This is a genomic window from Bacteroides sp. BFG-637 (genome assembly GCF_024793605.1).
Taxonomy (GTDB): Bacteria; Bacteroidota; Bacteroidia; order Bacteroidales; family Bacteroidaceae; genus Bacteroides; species Bacteroides vicugnae.
In genome coordinates this window covers 485,757-505,380 of record NZ_JANUPD010000002.1, presented here as the reverse complement: position 1 = coordinate 505,380, position 19,624 = coordinate 485,757, and the positions used below count along the sequence as shown (strand labels likewise).

Below are 19,624 nucleotides of genomic sequence, written 5' to 3'. Positions count from 1 at the left end.
CAAATGGCTAATAATATTCTTATTGTCAATACAATTAAACATCTTCGGTTAAAACAAATCTATTATCAATTATATTATAGACTATTTTCTCATAAGTTGATGGAATATAATGTTCCCCGGCAATCTTCATTGCGGATGGTCTCAGTTATCGCAAAGTGGTATTGTTACAATGTACCCAAGACATTTACATTCCTAAATCTTATAGGGGATTTTAAGTCATGGAATGATGTTAGTCATGGGATGCTTTGGGCATACAATCTGAATTATATGGATTGGTTGTTGCAACCTGACATGACTTTTGAACAAGGTTCAGAATGGGTTGAACGGTTTATAACTGATTTGCCAACAAACAGGATCGGTCTTGATCCTTATCCTATCGCACTGCGAAGCATCAACTGGATCAAGTTTATCGGCAGGCATCATAAAAAAGTGGAGAGCAATCGGTTGCAACGGTGGAACGATTCCCTTTATGCGCAATGTAAATTGCTCGAACGGAAACTGGAATACCAACTGCTTGGCAACCATCTTTTAGAAGATGCTTACGCTTTGTTTATCGCTTCAATTTATTTTTCCGATAAAAAAATGTATGACAAGGCATCCTGTCTGTTGTATAAAGAGCTTGATGAACAGATTTTGCCTGATGGCTCACATTACGAGCAATCACCGATGTATCACTGCATTTTGCTCGATAGGTTATTGGATTGCTATAATGCCTCGATTAATAGAGGTCATGAGAAAATGTGTGAGCTTTTGAAACTGTATGTGGTAAGGATGTTGGGGCATTTGGAGAGCATCGTGTGGAAAGACGATACGATTCCCTTACTTAATGATTCGGCATATGGGATAGCACCGACAGTTTCCGAATTGAGAGCATACGCCAAAAGATTGAAGTTGGAATGGACCCCTTTGCCTATGAAAGAATGTGGCTATAGGAAGCTTTGTTCAACACATTTGGAGGCAGTTGTGGATGTGGGTAATATTACTGCGACCTATCAGCCGGGGCATAGTCATGCCGATACGTTTAATTATGAATTGCGAATTGATTGCAGACCGTTTGTTGTTGATACAGGTATTTCTACCTACAACAAGACTGCAAGAAGGCAGTACGAACGAAGTACGTCAGCTCATAACACCGTAACTGTCGGCAACAAGGATTCTAGCGAGGTGTGGGGAGGTTTCCGTATGGGTAAAAGAGCTAAAGTAAGAGTACTATCCGATACCGAAAATGAAATTATGGCAGAGCACGATGGTTTTAAAGGATGTATACATCAACGGAAATTCACTATTAACGATGATGTGTTTACAATAAATGATAAGATTGTCGGCAATAATATGACAGAATGTATCAGCTATATTCATTTCGCACCCGATATTGAGGTCCTTGCCATATCGTCAACTGAAATAAGAACCAACAGGGCTAATATCGCTGTATCTGGTGCAAATTCCATAGAAATTATAAATGATTTTGTATCAGTAGAATACAATCGACTAGAACCTTCTAAGACGATAAAAATAGTATTTTGCAGAAATTTAACGTATCAAATATTTCAGGCATAAAATATGAAGATTTTAATTGTGTCGTTCTACTATTCTCCCGAGCTTGGGGCTGCTCCTTCCCGTATAACCAATATGGCTGAAGGGCTGAAAAGTCAGGGAGCGGAAGTGGATGTGTTAACTTGTTTGCCGAATTACCCTCAAGGACAAATATTCGAGGGTTATAGAGGCCGTTTGTCAAAAAAAGAAAAGATTAATGGCATAAACGTGTATAGATATTGGACTTATGCAACCGTGTCCAAGAATCCTTTTAAGCGAGCGGTAAGTATGATGTCATTTGCGACCATGTTATGGTTGTTTGCTTTTAAGATAAAGAAGATCCAGGGTTACGATAGGGTGATCATCCAAAGCCCTCCACTACCAGTGGCTGGTTCGGCCATCACGCTTTTCAAAAAAAATATTCGGGCGCAAGACTCTTGTGAACATATCCGATTTATGGCCACTTTCTGCTGTTGAGCTTGGAGCAATGCGTGAAGGTGGGAAGATATATGATATTTTCGCGTGGATTGAACGTTATATTTATCGCAATGCAGACGGTATTTTCGGTCAGTCTGAAGAGATAATCCGGCATGTGAATCAATTTCCTTCGACAAAAAACAAGTTTGTATACCGTAATTTGCAGCAATATGCGGTTGCTGCTCAACCCAAAAGGAAGCACACGCCCTTTCGCATTGTATATGCCGGACTATTAGGTGTGGCACAAGATATATATTCAATTATCGAGAATATTCCGTTTCAGTCTATTGGCGCTGAGTTCCACTTGTATGGTGGTGGAAATCAGACAGAAAAGATAAAAGAATATATAAATAAACATCCCGGTTGTTTCGTGTATTATCATGGATATGTAAAGAAAAAACAAATCGCCGAAGAGTTGTCAAGATACGATGCGTCAATTGTTCCACTTACCGTAGCAATCAAAGGAGCAGTGCCATCCAAAATATATGATCTCATACCTATTGGCATACCTATACTGTTTTGTGGAGGTGGAGAAGGGGCTGAGATCGTATCGAAATATTATTTTGGAATGGTTTCAAAGCCACATGATTTCAAACAATTACACAATAATATTATTGAGTTGATTAACCTTCCTGACGAAGAATACAGCACAATATCGAAGAACTGCCTGGATATGGCAAAAAATGAATTCGATTTTAACAAACAGATATATCGCTGTTACGATTTTATAAAATCAATCTGATGTAAAAATATAATTCAATGAAGAAAGTAATGTTGGTCTTCGGCACCCGTCCGGAGGCAATCAAGATGGCTCCGCTGGTGAAAGAATTCCAGAAACAGCCAGAACGGGTGGAAACTGTAGTATGTGTTACCGGACAACACCGGGAAATGCTGGACCAGGTATTGGATATATTCGATATTTGTCCAGATTATGACTTGAACATTATGGAAGCAGGGACAAGACTTATATGACGTGACGTCCCGTGTATTGACAGGTATGCGTGATGTACTGAAAGAGGCAAGGCCGGATGTAGTGCTGGTGCACGGTGACACGACCACTTCTACTGCCGCTGCTCTGTCGGCCTTCTACCAACAGATTCCGGTAGCACACATAGAGGCAGGATTACGTACACATAACATCTATAGCCCATGGCCGGAGGAGATGAATCGACTTTTGACCGGACGACTGGCGACCTACCATTTCTCGCCTACGCCACTGAGTCGTAGCAATCTGATGCGGGAAGGTATTGACGATCGGAATGTCATCGTGACCGGGAATACGGTAATTGATGCGCTTTATTGGGTAGTGGATAAAATTAAGAGCGACAAGGCGTTGGATTGTGAATTGGTAGGGATACTGGCAAAAGCCGGATATGACGTGAGCCGTTTGAATGGTGGTAAGAAGCTGGTGCTGATTACGGGACATCGTCGTGAAAACTTCGGTGACGGATTCATCCATATGTGTACTGCTATCAAAGACTTGACAAAAAAATACCCGGAGGTGGACTTCGTTTATCCGATGCACTTGAATCCAAATGTGCGCAAACCGATACATGACGTATTTGGAGAGGAATTATCCGATTTTGGGAACATGTTCTTCATTGAACCTTTAGAATATCTGAGTTTTGTCTATTTAATGGAAAAATCCACTATAGTATTAACCGATAGCGGTGGCATACAAGAGGAAGCTCCAGGACTGGGTAAGCCGGTATTGGTGATGCGCGACACAACGGAACGTCCGGAAGCATTGGATGCAGGAACGGTAAAACTGGTAGGTACGGATTATAACAGAATAGTAAATGAAGTATCTGTTTTGATTGACGATAAAGTCGCCTATGAAAAAATGAGCAAGGCAGTGAACCCTTATGGAGACGGGCTTGCTTGTGGACGTATTGTGAACGCATTGCTGTACAGAATATAAAAAGATGTGAGATTAAACCTGAAAATCAGACTATTAATATTTTTTAAGGTGATGATGATTCTGCTTTATAAGCGGAAAACGAGGAAGATGCAGATTCGTCCGGTTTCTAATTTCAAACGGGTGTATAACATTCAAGGATTACTATATGTTGTCACCACTAACTTCGGAAGAGAACGGGCATGAGAGGCATTTTGACCGCAACCGTCTGCAATATGATTCTGGATTTTAGTGTGAAGAAAAGGGGAATGGTAAATGAAAAAATTCCTGCGTATGGGTGTTCCTTTTGGGAACTTTTATTGTTTGGACTTTCTCCTATTTCTGGGTAGCATATACTAGTATGAGTGAATTTATCCATATTTCCAGTGCGGATATAAATAATGCAGGGAAAATACTCAGATTGGTGAGCGTTTTTAAGAAAAAATCACCCTACCCAAATTTTGATTATAAGGGAAACTCCTCTATATAAATCAGCTGTAAAAGTAACAAGGATGCCTACTGTTGTTGTCCGTTTTGAACCTAATAAGAAAAATCCCGAGCGTGGTACAATTTATTACCGTATCTACAAAGGGCACAACCGGCGTATGGAGTTTTCTTCCCGTCTTCACTTGTCAGCTTCTTCCTGGGATGAAACAGCAAGGACAATCCGGGATGATTATCCTGAGTCCTGTCGTTTCCGTGTCCAAATTGAGGCGGATCTTCGGCTTTTGAACCGGATTATAACAGAAGATATTACCGGTCGACTGACAATGGGTAATATGATAGCCCTCTTTAAACAGCAAAGGACAATAATCAAATGAACTTTTTGACTTGTAAGTAAATAGGATGGTATCGTCTTTAACAGATTGCTATCTCCGTCTAGGCTTCCAGGTAACAGAATCCGAAGAGGGACTACGGATAGGCTTCAAGCCGGGAATGGTACATGCCATCGTGAAGGAGGTCCGAAACGAACGTCCTTTGACTCGCTCGGATGCTGAATTGTTCTACGAGAAGTTCTCTACACTAAGTAAAGGGCATCGAAATCTATATTTCAGGATCGTGGCACACGGCGGATTCCTGCCGGAAGCATTGGACTTTGAACTGCATGGGCTGACCGTTTCGGATGAAAGCTATATTGAAAGCCTCTTGTCCGGAAGACATGTGGAGCTTTATCCGCATAACGAAGCGGCTTACAGGGCGATCATGCGGGGATTCAAACAACACCGTATCGGTGCGGTCGTGCAGGCTACCGGAACAGGGAAATCCTATTTGCTGGCACGCTATATCGCAGATCATGCAAAGGAAAAGATATTGGTCTTTGCTCCGAACATCACGATTCTGGATGAGATCCGGAAAGCCGTCGGATTCTCTATTCCGCAAGTGACGTACCGGACATTCCAGTCACTGATCCGTAACCGGGAGGACAATGGGTTGTTACGGGCAGATCATATTCTTATTGATGAATTCCACCATTTCGGGGCGGAAATTTGGGGAAGTGCCTTGCAGGATGTGATAGAAAATAATCCCTGTGCCTATGTCCTGGGAACGTCGGCAACGCCGATCCGTCCGGAGGGAATGATCGATACGGTGGATCTTTATTTCGAAGGAAATTTGTTTTATGAGCTTACCTTGCCGCAGGCTTGGTATTACAATATCTTGCCGGTTCCGGTTCTGGTACAGAGTGCTTACGGGCTGGACAACGAACTGGACCGGCTGCAAAGAAAGTTGGAACGCAGCGGTTGTTCAAAAGGACGAAAAGAAAAGGTACAGAAGAAACTGGATCTGGCACGTGTGGATTTCAAAGAGGCTTTAGGGGCACCGGAAGTCATCCGGAAGTTCCTGCCGACAAGCGTACGCAAGCTGCTGGTATTCTGTCGCGATCTCACCGATTTGAAGCAGATGGTGCCAGAAGTATGCGGATGGCTCACGCGAGCGGGACGTGCCATTACTCCGTTCGAGATCCATCATGCCCAAGGTGAACGGCAGAACGGCCGGATACTGGATGCTTTCCGAGAAGAATCAGACCGGCTGCACGTATTGTTTTCCGTCAACATGCTGATAGAAGGACTGCATGTGGAAGGTGTGGATGCTGTCTTATTCCTTAGACGGACAGAATCATATATCGTTACCTTGCAGCAATTGGGCCGTTGTCTAAATGCCGAGGCTGGAAAACGGCCGGTCGTCTTGGATTTTGTCAACAATCTTTCAGGAAAATCGGTTTATGATGTGATGGCTCCCCACTTGGAGCGTCTATCTCTCCTTCCGTCACCCAAAGGATTCGAAGGAAACACCTCTTTTTTGACGACGGGTTTCCTATCAGACATACGGCTGCGCATAGAAGAGATATTGGCAGAACTGGAGCCCTGGCAGATTATGTATGAGAGGCTGATTGAATTCCGTCGGGAAGAAAACGACTGGCCATCAATTACGGAAGGGAAACTCGGTTTGTGGTGCAACACCCAACGCATTGCCTATAAACGGGGAAAATTGCAGGAGGAACGCCGCCGTCAGCTAGAATTGATCGGCTTCGAATGGAACCAGCTCGACTCCAAATGGATGAAAGAATACCGTGCGTTGAAAGTCTTCTTTGATACCTGCGGACGCTGGCCCAAACGTGAAGACGGCCCGCTTGCAACTTGGTGTTATACCCAACGGGAAAGGCGGAAGAATGGACGCTTGAGCAAAGAGCGCATCCGGGCTTTGGATGAGATCGGCTTTGTTTGGAATCAAGACCTTCAAAGGGAATGGATGAAGAATTACGAGGAGTTGAAGTCTTTTGTCGGAAAATATCAGCGTTTCCCTAAATCGACGGAGGGGAATCTGGGTGGATGGTGTCATACACAACGAAAAATGCACAAACTGGGGAAATTATCCCATGATCGCTGGCTTCTGTTGGATAAAATAGGATTTGTTTGGTCAGCGGAACAAGTCTGGCAAGGCAACTTTGAGCAGTTGCGCCTGTTCCATAACCGCCAAGGGCGATGGCCAGGTTGCCGTGAAGGAGCATTGGGACGTTGGTGTACCATCCAAAGACGGGATTACCGCAAGGGAAACATGTCAGATGAGCGAATAGTACAATTGGAGCGGATCGGTTTCCCTCTGAGCTGACAGGAAACATCTTTGAAACCATTGGGTTACGAAATATATTCCCAAATGTTATTTGCAGGAAATAGTATAGTGATAACCTGTGTAAGCAGATATAGAGTCTAATTTTATGAATAAATACGCATAAAATCAGAATTCAGATATGTACATAACTGATAGGAATTCTAGACACTTTTAAAAGATGTTATTACCAAATTTCGTAGACATGGAAATGAAATTGTCACTGCATATAAATGACGATTTACAAAAGATGGTTATTACCAATGTCATGACTCTTGTCTGTCATAATAATGTAAGGAGCATTATTATGAACATCTTTTGACTTTCCTTTGAATGGAAGCCAGTTTGAATATATAGGGTATGGTTACAATTTAAATAATCTTTATGCCCCACTCGGAATACTTGATTTGGGTAATTTTAAATATAATTGTCGGTTCTGCAATCACTAGTAGAAGCAATATACAGGAATTCTGAATATGCCTTTTTCGGTAACTGCAAATTGATTATACAATCCCCCCCCCATACACATACACTTAATTCCTCAACCTCTCTCTTGAATTTTTCCAATCCTTTCCCAAACTTTTTTTTTATTTTTTCCTTCAAATTTTTTCCCTAATCTAAAAAATGTCTATCTTTGTCCATAGAAGAGTTCCTCATAAGTATGAGGTTGTAAAATACTGAAATTAGCACAATCTCCAAATCGTTACCTTAGACTTTTCAAAACTTTCATAAGCGTTTGTCTTTCAAATCAATCCATCAATTAGATAAGAATTTAAAGTAAAATTCGATTATGAAAAAGATATTACTCTCGTTTTTTATTGGCATTATGTTAATTGCCTGCAGTCAGAAAACAGTCTCTGTTCGTGAAATCTGGACGAAAGAGCAGGCTAATGAATGGTATCAACAATGGGGATGGCTCCGTGGGTGTGATTTTATTCCGAGCACGGCAATCAACCAATTGGAGATGTGGCAGGCTGATACTTTTGATCCGGTGACTATTGACCGTGAACTAGGCTGGGCAGAAGACATCGGAATGAATTGTATGCGTGTATATTTGCACCATCTGGTTTGGGAAACGGATCAGGAAGGTTTTAAGAAACGTCTTAATGAATACCTTACTATTGCCGATAAGCATCATATCTCTACCATCTTTGTCTTTTTGGATGATTGCTGGAATCCTACTTACCAGGCAGGAAAACAACCGGAACCACAACCGGGAGTACATAATTCGGGATGGGCGCGTGATCCGGGGGATTTGTATTATAAAGGTGATACGGCAGTGATACTTCCGGTCTTGGAGAATTATGTGAAAGACATTCTTACCACCTTTAAGGATGATAAGAGAATTGTGTTGTGGGATCTATATAATGAGCCCGGTGGTTCGGGTGGATATAGATACGGTGAAAGAAGTCTGCCGTTATTGCAGAAGATATTTACGTGGGGACGAACGGTTAACCCGTCGCAACCTTTGTCGGCCGGAGTCTGGGATATGAGTTTGACTAATTTGAATAAGTTTCAGTTGGAAAATTCGGACGTGATAACCTATCACACATATGAAGGTTTGGATTCGCATCGACAGCTCATTGACACGTTGAAGCAATATGGGCGTCCGATGATTTGCACGGAATATATGGCACGTACTCAAAACAGTACTTTTCAGGATATCATGCCAATGCTGAAGAAAGAAAATATTGGTGCAATCAACTGGGGACTTGTAGCCGGAAAGACAAATACAATCTTTGCATGGGATACTCCGTTGCCTGACGTAGCTGAACCGTCCTTGTGGTTCCATGATATTTTCCGTGGCGATGGGACACCTTATTCAATAGAAGAAGTGGAATGTATTCGTTCATTAACAAAATAATTCCCTTATGATAACTATGAGGAATATATGGATAATGATGTTGGGGATATGCTTGTTTGGTTGTGGGGCTGGTAAACAGCCCCCTTCCTCACAGCTCTCTTTAACATGGAAACTGGAAAAAGATAGTGTGGAAGCCAGATATTTTAAGAATACATTCTGTTTGACGAATAACGGGAATAAAGCTCTGGCTGATAATTGGGTGATCTATTTTAATCAGACGCCAATTTATTATCAACAACCTGTTAATGCACCGTTGGAAATTGAATGTATCGGTTCGACTTACTATAAAATGTATCCTACTGAACACTATCAGGCGTTGGCACCGGGTGAAACACTCTCTTTTACTATAATGAGTGAAGGAAATGTGATTAATGTGTCTTCGGTTCCTGAAGGGGCTTATATTGTAGCTACCGATGAAAAAGGGAAAATGTTGCAGCCGCAAAATATTCCGATTGAGATCGGGCTTTTTAGACCCGATGCTCAATGGATTAGTTCGAAGAACAGTTTTCCCTATGCAGATGGAAATTATTTGTATAAGCAGAATGATGATTTCAGCAAGCCTGTAGATTGTGATATGCTTTCTCTCTTTCCTACTCCTAAAAAAGTAGAGAAGACGGGTGGTGTTTCTACTTTCTCTCCAAAGGTCGGTCTGAAGTTTGACGGTGTATTTAAAGAAGAAGCTCTTTTGTTGAAAAAGCAATTGACTTCACTGTTTGGATGTATCGTTTCTGACAAAGGTGAAGAAACAATCATTGAATTGAAGAAAACAGAGCTTCCTGCCACCTGCCAGTATCCCGATGAGTATTACGAAATTGTGATAAAGAATAATCTGCTGACTTTGAAAGCTAATGATGCGCATGGCATATTTAATGCTGGCCAGACATTGGTTGCTTTATTGGATAACATGAAACTAGCTTCCTCTCCGCTTCCTAATCTTCATATTACCGATTATCCGGACATGGGACATCGGGGAATCATGCTGGATGTAGCCCGCAATTTTACAAAGAAGACGGATTTACTGAAACTGATAGATATATTGTCATTCTATAAAATGAATGTACTGCACCTGCATTTGAGTGATGATGAGGCTTGGCGTGTGGAAATACCCGGATTGGAGGAATTGACAGCAACAGCTTCTCTCAGAGGACATACCACAGATGAACAGACATGTCTTTATCCTGCATATGCCTGGGGATGGAATGAGGCAGATACCACCTCATTGGCTAATGGGTATTATTCCCGCAGTGACTTTATGGATATTTTGAAATATGCAAAAGAAAGGCATATCAGGATTATTCCTGAAATAGATATTCCCGGCCATTCACGGGCAGCAATAAAAGCCATGAATGCCCGTCACCGGAAATATATGGGTAAGGATCAGTCGAAAGCGGAAGAATATCTTTTGATTGACTTTGCAGATACTTCCCAATATCTATCGGCACAAAATTTCACAGATAATGTCATTAATGTCGCAATGCCTTCTACATACCGTTTTCTTGAAAAAGTGATTGATGAAATCGGGCGGATGTATCAGGATGCGGGAGTAGAATTGCCTGCTTTCCATGTAGGTGGTGATGAAGTGCCGGAAGGTATTTGGGAAGGTTCCGCTATCTGCCGTACTTTTATGAAAGAACATGGACTGACTAAGATACGGGATTTGAAAGATTATTTTCTGGAGCAAATTCTGGAAATGTTGGATAAACGTAATATACAGGCGGTTGGATGGCAGGATATTGTTATGAATCCGGATAACACCGTGAACGAACACTTCAGAAATAGTAAGGTCTTGAATTATTGCTGGAATACAATTCCGGAACAGGGTGGGGATGAAGTTCCGTATAAGTTAGCAAATGCGGGCTATCCTATTATACTCTGTAATGTGGGTAATTTCTATTTGGATATGGCCTATTGTTATCATGTGGAAGAGCCGGGATTGCGTTGGGGCGGTTACGTAGATGAGTATGTAACGTTTGATATGTTGCCTTTTGATATTTATAAGTCTTTACGGCGGAATCTGAAGGGTGAACCTGTAGATGTAAAAACTGCCTCAAACGGTAAACAACCCTTGACAAAAGAAGGCTGTCAGAATATTAAAGGTTTGTCCGGACAAATCTGGTCGGAGACAATCCGTAGTTTTGAACAGATAGAATATTATCTTTTCCCGAAAGTCTTCGGGCTGGCAGAGCGCGCTTGGAATGCTCAACCATCGTGGGCATTATCTTCGGACAACAAGATATATATGGATGCCAAACGGAAATATAATGCCGGTATTGTAAATTATGAATTGCCTCGTCTGGCAAAGCGGGGAATTAATTTCCGGATATCTCCTCCCGGTATTATTGTAAGGGATGGATTATTACTGGCTAATACAACCAATCCAAATGTGGTAATCCGGTATACCACTGACGGTAATGAGCCTAATGAAAATTCTGTAGTATGGAAAGAACCGATAAAATGCGATGCTCCATTGATAAAGGCTAAAGCTTTTTGTTTAGGGAAAGAAAGCGTAACAATTGTATTGATAAATAAATGATATCTGAATAGAAGGCTATTTTAATAATATTAGGATAGCTTTCTATTTATTTTGTGTGTTTTGGAAACTTTAGGAATATTGAAAACGATATAAATTTCAGGTTCTTCTTTACACTGTTCAATAAACTCCACCTGTATACATGAGGATTAATTTAATTATCAGTTGAAATATAAATACATTTATCATATTGTGTTTTTATTAATTTTTTCATATTTTTGCAGGGAGTTTTTGGAATATTTGTGAAAGGCATGGATAGTTTTATAAAAATGAGAAGGTATTTGTTGTTTATAATCCTTCTCATTAATGGTACTGTAAGCAAGGGGCAGATTTATAAGTACATAGGGCTGGAAGATGGTTTGAACAATCAGAAAATATACCATATCCAGAAAGACCGAAGAGGGTATATGTGGTTCTTGACTCAGGAAGGGGTAGACCGTTATGACGGCAAACATATCAAGCATTACACCTTTTCCGACAACAGCATGAAGTTGGACTCGCGGATTGCCTTGAGCTGGCTTTATATGGACAGAAAGGATAGGTTATGGGTGATTGGTCAAAAAGGGCGTATTTTCAGGTATGATTCACAACATGATAAATTCGAGCTGGCCTACATACATCCGAAGCTGATTAGAAATAAATCTCAGGCATTTCTTAATTACGGTTATCTGGATAAAAATGATCATGTCTGGTTGTGTTATAAAGACACCATTACTTGGTATAATATCCGTACTGGCACAACGCAGGATATGGTAATGCCGGTCCACGGGGAAATAACTGCTATCGAACAGACGGAGGGCAACCATTTCTTTATCGGTACGGGAAGCGGTCTGTTTCATGTTGGAGTAGAAGAGGGGAAACTGAAGTTGGTTTCCGATGAAGTCGTGGAAAGTATAGTTACACCGGTACATGAACTCTATTATCACGCTATTTCAAAACAATTGTTTATAGGAGGCTATAAAGACGGAATACTTGTGTATGATATGGGGGAATCGGGAAAAATCACTTCCTGTCATTCACCAAACAATGTAGAGATTAACCGGATTGTTTCATTGAATGCTCATGAATTGCTAGTGGCTACAGGTGGAAAAGGTGTATATAAATTAGATGTGAATACCTGCCTGAGTGAACCATATATAACGGCTGATTATAGTAGCTATAATGGGATGAATGGAAACAATATCAATGACATTTATGTGGATGAAGAAGAGCGTATCTGGCTTGCTAATTATCCCACTGGTATTACAATCCGTAATAACCGTTATCAGAGTTACGACCTGATAAAACATTCTCTCGGAAACAACCGGTCACTGGTGAACGATCAGGTTCATGATGTGATGGAGGATAGTGACGGCGATCTTTGGTTTGCTACCAGTAATGGTATCAGTCTCTATCAGACCGGTACAAAAGAGTGGCACTCCTTTTTTAGTTCTTTTGATCCGGTACCGGATGATGAGAATCACATCTTCTTAGCACTGTGTGAAGTCTCTCCCGGTGTGATATGGGCTGGTGGTTTTACCTCCAATATTTATAAGATAGAAAAAAAAGGGTTTAAAATAAGTTGTTTTTCTCCTGCTTCTATTGCAGGAATACGCCCCGACCAATATATTTTTGATATTAAAAAGGATTCGAACGGTGATATTTGGTCCGGTGGATATTATAATTTAAAACGTATCAATCTTGAGACTAAAAGTGTGCGTTTGTATCCGGGGGTAAGTTCCATCACCACCATTCTGGAGAAAGATGCCCGGCAGATGTGGATTGGTACGAGAATGGGGCTTTATCAGCTTGATAAGAAATCTGGAGTTTACCAATATATTGACTTGCCTATTGAGTCTCTTTACATATGTGCATTATACCAGAGGGAAAACGGCATCCTGTATATTGGTACCCGTGGAGCCGGACTTCTAGTTTATGATAGCAATGAAGGGAAATTTATTCATCAGTATCGGGCTGACAACTGTGCGCTGATTTCCGACAATATTTATACGATTCTTCCACGTCAGGACGGCAGCCTCCTGATGGGAACGGAGAACGGTATTACAATCTATTCACCCAATGAACACTCCTTCCGCAACTGGACGCGGGAGCAGGGGTTGATGAGTGTCAATTTTAATGCAGGCTCTGCCACCGCTTACAGTAGTAGTACGCTTGTTTTTGGCGGTAATGACGGTGCTATCAGGTTCCCGACAGACATACAGATACCGGAGCCGCATTATTCACGTCTGTTGCTGCGTGATTTTATGATAGCCTATCATCCTGTTTATCCGGGTGATGACGGATCTCCCTTAAAGCAGGATATTGACGAAACCGAGCAGCTTGAATTAGCCTACGGACAGAATACTTTCTCTCTTGATGTAGCTTCTATTAATTATGATTATCCGTCCAATATTCTTTATTCATGGAAAATTGACGGTTATCATAAAGAATGGAGCCGTCCGAGCCATGATAACCGGATTCTTGTCAGAAATTTGCCTCCCGGCAGTTATACTTTACAAATTCGTGCCATATCCAATGAGGAGAAATATAAGACTTATGAGACGAGGAACATTCAGATCATTATTACACCTCCGGTATGGGCCAGTATGTGGGCCATGGTGGGGTATGCAATTCTATTGGTGTTGGTTATGATTATCATATTCCGTATTATCATGTTGCACAAACAAAAGAAGATATCGGATGAGAAAACACGGTTCTTTATTAATACGGCCCATGACATACGTACACCGCTTACATTGATAAAAGCACCGTTGGAGGAAGTTGTAGAAAATCATATGGTGACTGATAAGGCATTACCTCATATAAATATGGCTCTTAGGAATGTGAATACATTGCTTCAACTGACGACCAACCTGATAAACTTTGAGCGGATAGATATTTACTCTTCTACCCTTTATGTATCAGAGTATGAGCTGAACTCTTATATGAATGATGTTTGCGCTACTTTCCGCAAATATGCCGAAATGAAACATATCAAATTTGTTTATGAAAGTAACTTTGACTATTTAAATGTGTGGTTTGATAGTGACAAGATGGGATCTATTCTAAAAAATATTTTGTCCAATGCATTGAAATACACGCCGGAAAATGGCAGTGTGTGTATTTGTGCTTACGAGGAAGGAACCACTTGGAGTATCGAAGTGAAAGATACAGGAATTGGTATTCCTTCATGTGAGCAGAAGAAATTATTCAGGAACTATTTTAGAGGTAGCAATGTTGTCAATCTGAAAGTAACGGGTAGTGGAATCGGACTTATGTTAGTATATAAACTGGTCCGGTTGCATAAGGGAAAGATTCAGATTCAAAGTGCCGAACAACAGGGTACTTGTGTCCGGATAACTTTTCTGAAAGGAAATAAACATTTCCATAAGGCTAAATTCATTTCCCCTAAAGAGGTGGATGAATGTCCGGAAGTTACCATGTCGGGTGAGGCTCCGGATTTGCCGGTCATGAAATCTCCACAGATGAACAATTCTTCGCAACGTGTTTTGGTAGTGGAAGATAATGATGATTTGCGCAATTATCTTGTTGATATGCTTGCCGTAAGTTATTACGTTCAGTCTTGTTCCAATGGAAAGGATGCACTTGTCATTATACGGGAATTTAATCCGGATCTCGTCATATCTGATATAATGATGCCCGAAATGAGTGGGGATGAGCTATGTTCAACTATAAAGAGTGATATTGAGATGTCCCATATTCCAGTCATTTTGCTGACCGCACTAGGGGATGAAAAAGATATACTCGGAGGACTGGAAATCGGAGCAGATGCTTATATCACCAAACCTTTTAGTGTGGGAATACTTAAGGTTACTATTAAAAACATACTTGCGAATCGTGTATTGCTCCGTCAAGTTTATAATAGTATTGAAGATGAAGAGAAGGATTTACCAGCTAATTGCGCTAATACCTTGGATTGGAAATTTATAGCTTCAGTTAAGGAATGTATAGAGAAGAACATGGGAGATCCGGGCTTTAATGTGGAGATGCTTAGCAGTCATCATCATATGAGTCGTACAAGTTTCTTTAATAAATTAAAAGCGTTGACCGGTTATGCTCCGGCTGATTATATCCGGATGATACGTTTGCAACATGCTGCACAGTTGTTAAAACAGGGTGAACATACAGTAACGGAGGTTTCTGATATTGTTGGATTCTCGGATGTGAAATACTTCCGGGAGGTATTTAAGAAGTATTACGATGTAAGTCCAAGCAAGTATGCAGAGTCGGGAAAGGAGGGAGCTTCTTCGACAACCAATTTTCGAAACGAGACAGATTAACCAAAAAGCCCTGTAAGAATGTTTTCTTCTCACAGGGCTTGTCTTTATGGGAAAAGGAATTATTTATAGTAATTTGTTGGAGCCAAGTATAATCAGCATGGTATATCCCAGTATTAGTCCGATGATTCCCATAATTATGCCGACTTTTTCCATATCTTTTTGCTGAATCATACCCGTGGCATGTGCCAGTGCGTTGGGAGGGGTACTGATGGGTAATATCATTGCTAATGATGATCCGATTGCTACCCCGATCAATAAAGTTTCTACCCCACCTAATGAAGACAGGTTTTCGCGCATGCTGCTTCCTGCAATAGCAAGAATAGGGACGAGCAATGCCGCAGTAGCCGTATGTGAGATGAAGTTTGCCATGGCATAACAAATCAGTCCGGAGCCGACAATCATTAGTACAGGAGGCCATGTGTTGAAGGGGATAGCTTCAATCATATGTTTGGCCAGTCCTGTTTCCTGTAAGGCAACACCCAGTGCGAATCCACCGGCTACCATCCAGAGCACACTCCAACTGATTTCTTCCAGGTCACGTTTGGTGATAACCCCTGTTATACAGAATACGGCTACCGGAATCATGGCTACTACATTGGAATTCACTTCTGTCACTTTGTCAAACATCCATAGGACGACAGTGATAGCAAAAGTGATATAAACCACAATGGAACGCCAGTCTTTTTTTGCTTCACCTTCAATTTGTAATTCGATATTTTTTTGTTTAAAAGGGAATAGTCTTAAGAGAATAAACCACGCAATAAATAATACAATAATGGTATAAGGCAACATAAAACTCATCCACTCTCCGAAACCGATGTTTAAGTTTAGCCCTTCCGGGTCATTCAGGTATTTTAAAGCAATGGCGTTGGGTGGAGTGCCGATAGGAGTTCCCATACCGCCTACATTGGCAGCTACAGGAATAGCCATGGCCAGACCTATTTTTCCTTTACCGTCTGCTGGCAGTGCTTTTAACACAGGAGTAAGGAAAGTGAGCATCATGGCAGCTGTAGCCGTATTGCTAAGGAACATTGAAAAGGCTGCTGTAACGAGAATGAATCCTAATAGTACATAGCGTGACTGTGTTCCGAAAGGTCGCAACATGACGCGTGCCAACAATACGTCCAGTCCGCTTTTGGTTGCTGCGATGGCAAGTATGAACCCACCTATAAATAGCATAATGATAGGATCGGCAAAGCAGTGCATAATGGATTTATACTTGACTGTCTGCCCTAACTTATCAGCTGAAATATTTTGTGTGAGGAACCATAAGCTACTGTCGGAAACGGTGAGTAATAGTAATACAACAATCAATACGGAAGTTGTCCATGCAGGGACAGCTTCGAATACCCACATCAGTGTGGCAAAAATAAAGATGGAAATAAGTCTTTGTTCTATGACGGTTAATCCTTCTATTCCAAATGTGTCAATAGGGAGGAGCCATAAAATAAGGGAGAGGGTAATAGCTACGGTTAACTTAATGCATCGGGTTACTGTCTGATTTTTTGCCAACCGTTTGGCTTTTTTCAAATCCTGATAAGCCTCTACTAGATGGAAGCCGTGAAAAATTTTGTACATAATACTAGGTTAAGATAAAATTTAAAAAAACGGTGCAAAAATAACTTTTTATTCCATATTTAGTTATTAGGAGATGATTTTTTTTCTTTATTTTTTCTAGCTAAAGTGTCTTTGGAGATATCGGAAAGGAAAAAAGGTCGGAAATAATACCGGTCTTTTTTATCTCTGTTTTTTAGTTTTCATATAGGTTACTATAATATATTATTTTATTTTTGTATTGTCCTTCTATAATTTGATAACTACTATAATTAAAGCCATGAAAAAACTGAAGATTTTATTATTTCTATGTGTTGTCGCATGTACGCTTACGGTACAAGCACAAAAACAATTTACTTTGAACTCTCCGGATGGGAAACTCCAAACAACTATTACCGTCGGTGATAAGTTGACTTATGACATCCATTGTGACGGACGTCAGATACTGGCTTCTTCTCCGATTTCAATGACATTGGATAATGGAGAAGTTTGGGGAGAGAAAGCAAAGTTGGCCGGCACTTCCGGGAAAAAAGTAGATCAGATGGTTCCTTCTCCTTTCTATCGCGCCAACGAACTAAGAGATTACTATAATGAACTGACTCTCCGGTTTAAGAAAGATTGGAACGTAGAGTTTCGTGCTTACAATGATGGTATTGCATATCGCTTTGTCAGCCGGTCGAAGAAAACTTTCAATGTAGTGGATGAAACTGTAGATTACCGTTTCCCGTCCGATATGGTAGCCTCTGTTCCGTATGTAAAAGCGGGGAAAGACGGTGATTACGAATCCCAATATTTCAATTCTTTCGAGAACACTTATACTACTGATCGATTATCGAAACTGAATAAAAAACGTTTGATGTTTCTGCCGTTAGTAGTGGATGCTGGTGAAGGTGTCAAGATTTGCATCACAGAATCCGGTTTGGAGAATTATCCCGGTCTCTATTTATCTGCTGCTGAAGGGGAAAAACGATTGACGGGTAAATTCGCCCCCTATCCCAAGAAGACAGTGCAGGGCGGACACAATCAACTTCAGATGTTGGTGAAAGAGCGTGAAGCTTACATTGCCAAAGTAGATAAACCCCGAAGTTTTCCATGGCGAATGAGCATTGTTACCACTTCCGATAAAGATTTGGCGGCAAGCAACTTGAGCTATTTGTTGGCTGCTCCTTCCCGTCTGACGGATATTTCATGGATCAAACCCGGTAAAGTGGCATGGGATTGGTGGAATAACTGGAACTTGGATGGCGTTGATTTTATCACCGGAGTAAATAATCCGACTTATAAAGCATATATTGATTTCGCTTCTGCAAACGGAATAGAATATGTAATCCTTGATGAAGGTTGGGCAGTCAACCTGCAGGCGGATTTGATGCAAGTAGTGAAAGATATTAATCTGAAAGAACTGGTAGATTATGCAGCTTCCAAAAATGTAGGTATCATTCTTTGGGCTGGTTATTATGCCTTCGATCGTGATATGGAGAACGTTTGCCGTTATTTTGCCGACATGGGAGTCAAAGGCTTTAAGGTCGATTTTATGGATCGTGACGATCAGTATATGACAGCATTCAATTATCGGGCTGCCGAAATGTGTGCTAAATATAAATTGATTCTCGATTTGCATGGAACGCATAAACCGGCCGGCTTGAATCGTACCTATCCGAATGTGTTGAACTTTGAAGGGGTTAATGGCTTGGAACAGATGAAATGGAGTCCGGCTTCGGTCGATCAGGTGAAGTATGACGTACTGTTGCCTTTCACCCGTCAGGTTTCCGGTCCGATGGATTACACTCAAGGCGCGATGCGTAATGCTTCGAAAGGTAACTATTATCCTTGTAACTCGGAACCTATGAGCCAGGGAACTCGCTGTCGCCAACTTGCTCTGTATGTGGTATTCGAGTCTCCTTTCAATATGCTGTGCGATGCGCCAAGCAACTATATGCGCGAACCGGAATCAACCGAATTTATTGCCAATATTCCGACCGTATGGGATGAAAGTATCGTACTTGATGGTAAAATGGGAGAGTACATCGTAACGGCGCGCCGGGCAGGAAATGTCTGGTATGTAGGTGGAATTACCGATTGGACGGCACGTGACATTGAAGTAGATTGTTCCTTCTTGGGCGACAAGACATACGATGCTACATTATTTAAGGATGGAGTGAATGCCCACCGGGTTGGACGTGATTATAAATGTGAATCTTTCCGGATAAAGAATGACAGTAAGCTGAAAATTCATTTAGCACCCGGAGGTGGTTTTGCACTGAAGATCAAATAATAGCTACTTTAGGTTCTATATTCTATCTAAATATTGAACCAGATTTGACAAGTCTGAAAATAGGTTCGATGCTGTATCAGTAAATTTGATACAGCATCGAATTTTTATG

At 41.2% G+C, this 19,624-nt stretch carries 11 protein-coding genes and 1 pseudogene; 11 read left to right on the top strand and 1 reads right to left on the bottom strand.

Going from position 1 to position 19,624, the window contains the following annotated elements; translation table 11 throughout:
- The first annotated feature begins 3 nt into the window (after positions 1-3).
- From NXX38_RS02170 to NXX38_RS02125, 10 genes and pseudogenes are all read left to right on the top strand, one after another.
- Positions 4-1,557 (top strand): heparinase II/III family protein, encoded by a 1,554-nt coding sequence (locus tag NXX38_RS02170; RefSeq protein WP_005634533.1) that lies wholly within the window; start codon positions 4-6, stop codon positions 1,555-1,557.
- A gap of 3 nt (positions 1,558-1,560) precedes the next feature.
- Entirely contained in the window at positions 1,561-2,010 is a 450-nt protein-coding gene (locus NXX38_RS02165; protein WP_258978510.1) for a glycosyltransferase, read from the top strand.
- Positions 1,973-2,752 (top strand): glycosyltransferase, encoded by a 780-nt coding sequence (locus NXX38_RS02160; protein WP_258978509.1) that lies wholly within the window; start codon positions 1,973-1,975, stop codon positions 2,750-2,752. Before NXX38_RS02165 ends, NXX38_RS02160 begins: the two co-directional genes overlap by 38 nt.
- 17 nt (positions 2,753-2,769) lie before the next feature.
- Positions 2,770-3,931 (top strand): annotated as a pseudogene (wecB, locus tag NXX38_RS02155) (non-hydrolyzing UDP-N-acetylglucosamine 2-epimerase).
- Between the two features lie 48 nt (positions 3,932-3,979).
- Positions 3,980-4,114: a hypothetical protein gene (locus NXX38_RS02150; protein ID WP_258978508.1), complete on the top strand. Its 135-nt coding sequence runs from the start codon at positions 3,980-3,982 to the stop codon at positions 4,112-4,114.
- Between the two features lie 305 nt (positions 4,115-4,419).
- Positions 4,420-4,728, top strand: a complete 309-nt coding sequence (locus tag NXX38_RS02145) for an Arm DNA-binding domain-containing protein (protein WP_005634525.1) — start codon at positions 4,420-4,422, stop codon at positions 4,726-4,728.
- A gap of 25 nt (positions 4,729-4,753) precedes the next feature.
- On the top strand, positions 4,754-7,015 hold the full coding sequence (locus NXX38_RS02140; protein WP_005634523.1) for a Helicase associated domain protein: 2,262 nt from the start codon (positions 4,754-4,756) through the stop codon (positions 7,013-7,015).
- Between the two features lie 787 nt (positions 7,016-7,802).
- Entirely contained in the window at positions 7,803-8,876 is a 1,074-nt protein-coding gene (locus NXX38_RS02135) for a cellulase family glycosylhydrolase (RefSeq protein ID WP_195650396.1), read from the top strand.
- A gap of 7 nt (positions 8,877-8,883) precedes the next feature.
- A complete protein-coding gene (locus tag NXX38_RS02130) occupies positions 8,884-11,409 on the top strand; it encodes a family 20 glycosylhydrolase (RefSeq protein ID WP_258978507.1) in 2,526 nt (841 codons plus the stop codon).
- A gap of 248 nt (positions 11,410-11,657) precedes the next feature.
- Positions 11,658-15,686, top strand: coding sequence for a hybrid sensor histidine kinase/response regulator transcription factor (locus NXX38_RS02125; protein ID WP_258978506.1), 4,029 nt, complete (start codon positions 11,658-11,660; stop codon positions 15,684-15,686).
- 63 nt (positions 15,687-15,749) lie between these two features.
- Here NXX38_RS02125 and NXX38_RS02120 read toward each other — a convergent pair whose 3' ends face one another.
- Positions 15,750-17,264 (bottom strand): SLC13 family permease, encoded by a 1,515-nt coding sequence (locus NXX38_RS02120; protein WP_258978505.1) that lies wholly within the window; start codon positions 17,262-17,264, stop codon positions 15,750-15,752.
- A 256-nt stretch (positions 17,265-17,520) separates the two neighbouring features.
- On the opposite strand from NXX38_RS02120, the gene NXX38_RS02115 reads away from it, so the two are divergent.
- Positions 17,521-19,515: a glycoside hydrolase family 97 protein gene (locus NXX38_RS02115; protein WP_258978504.1), complete on the top strand. Its 1,995-nt coding sequence runs from the start codon at positions 17,521-17,523 to the stop codon at positions 19,513-19,515.
- Positions 19,516-19,624 lie beyond the last annotated feature (109 nt).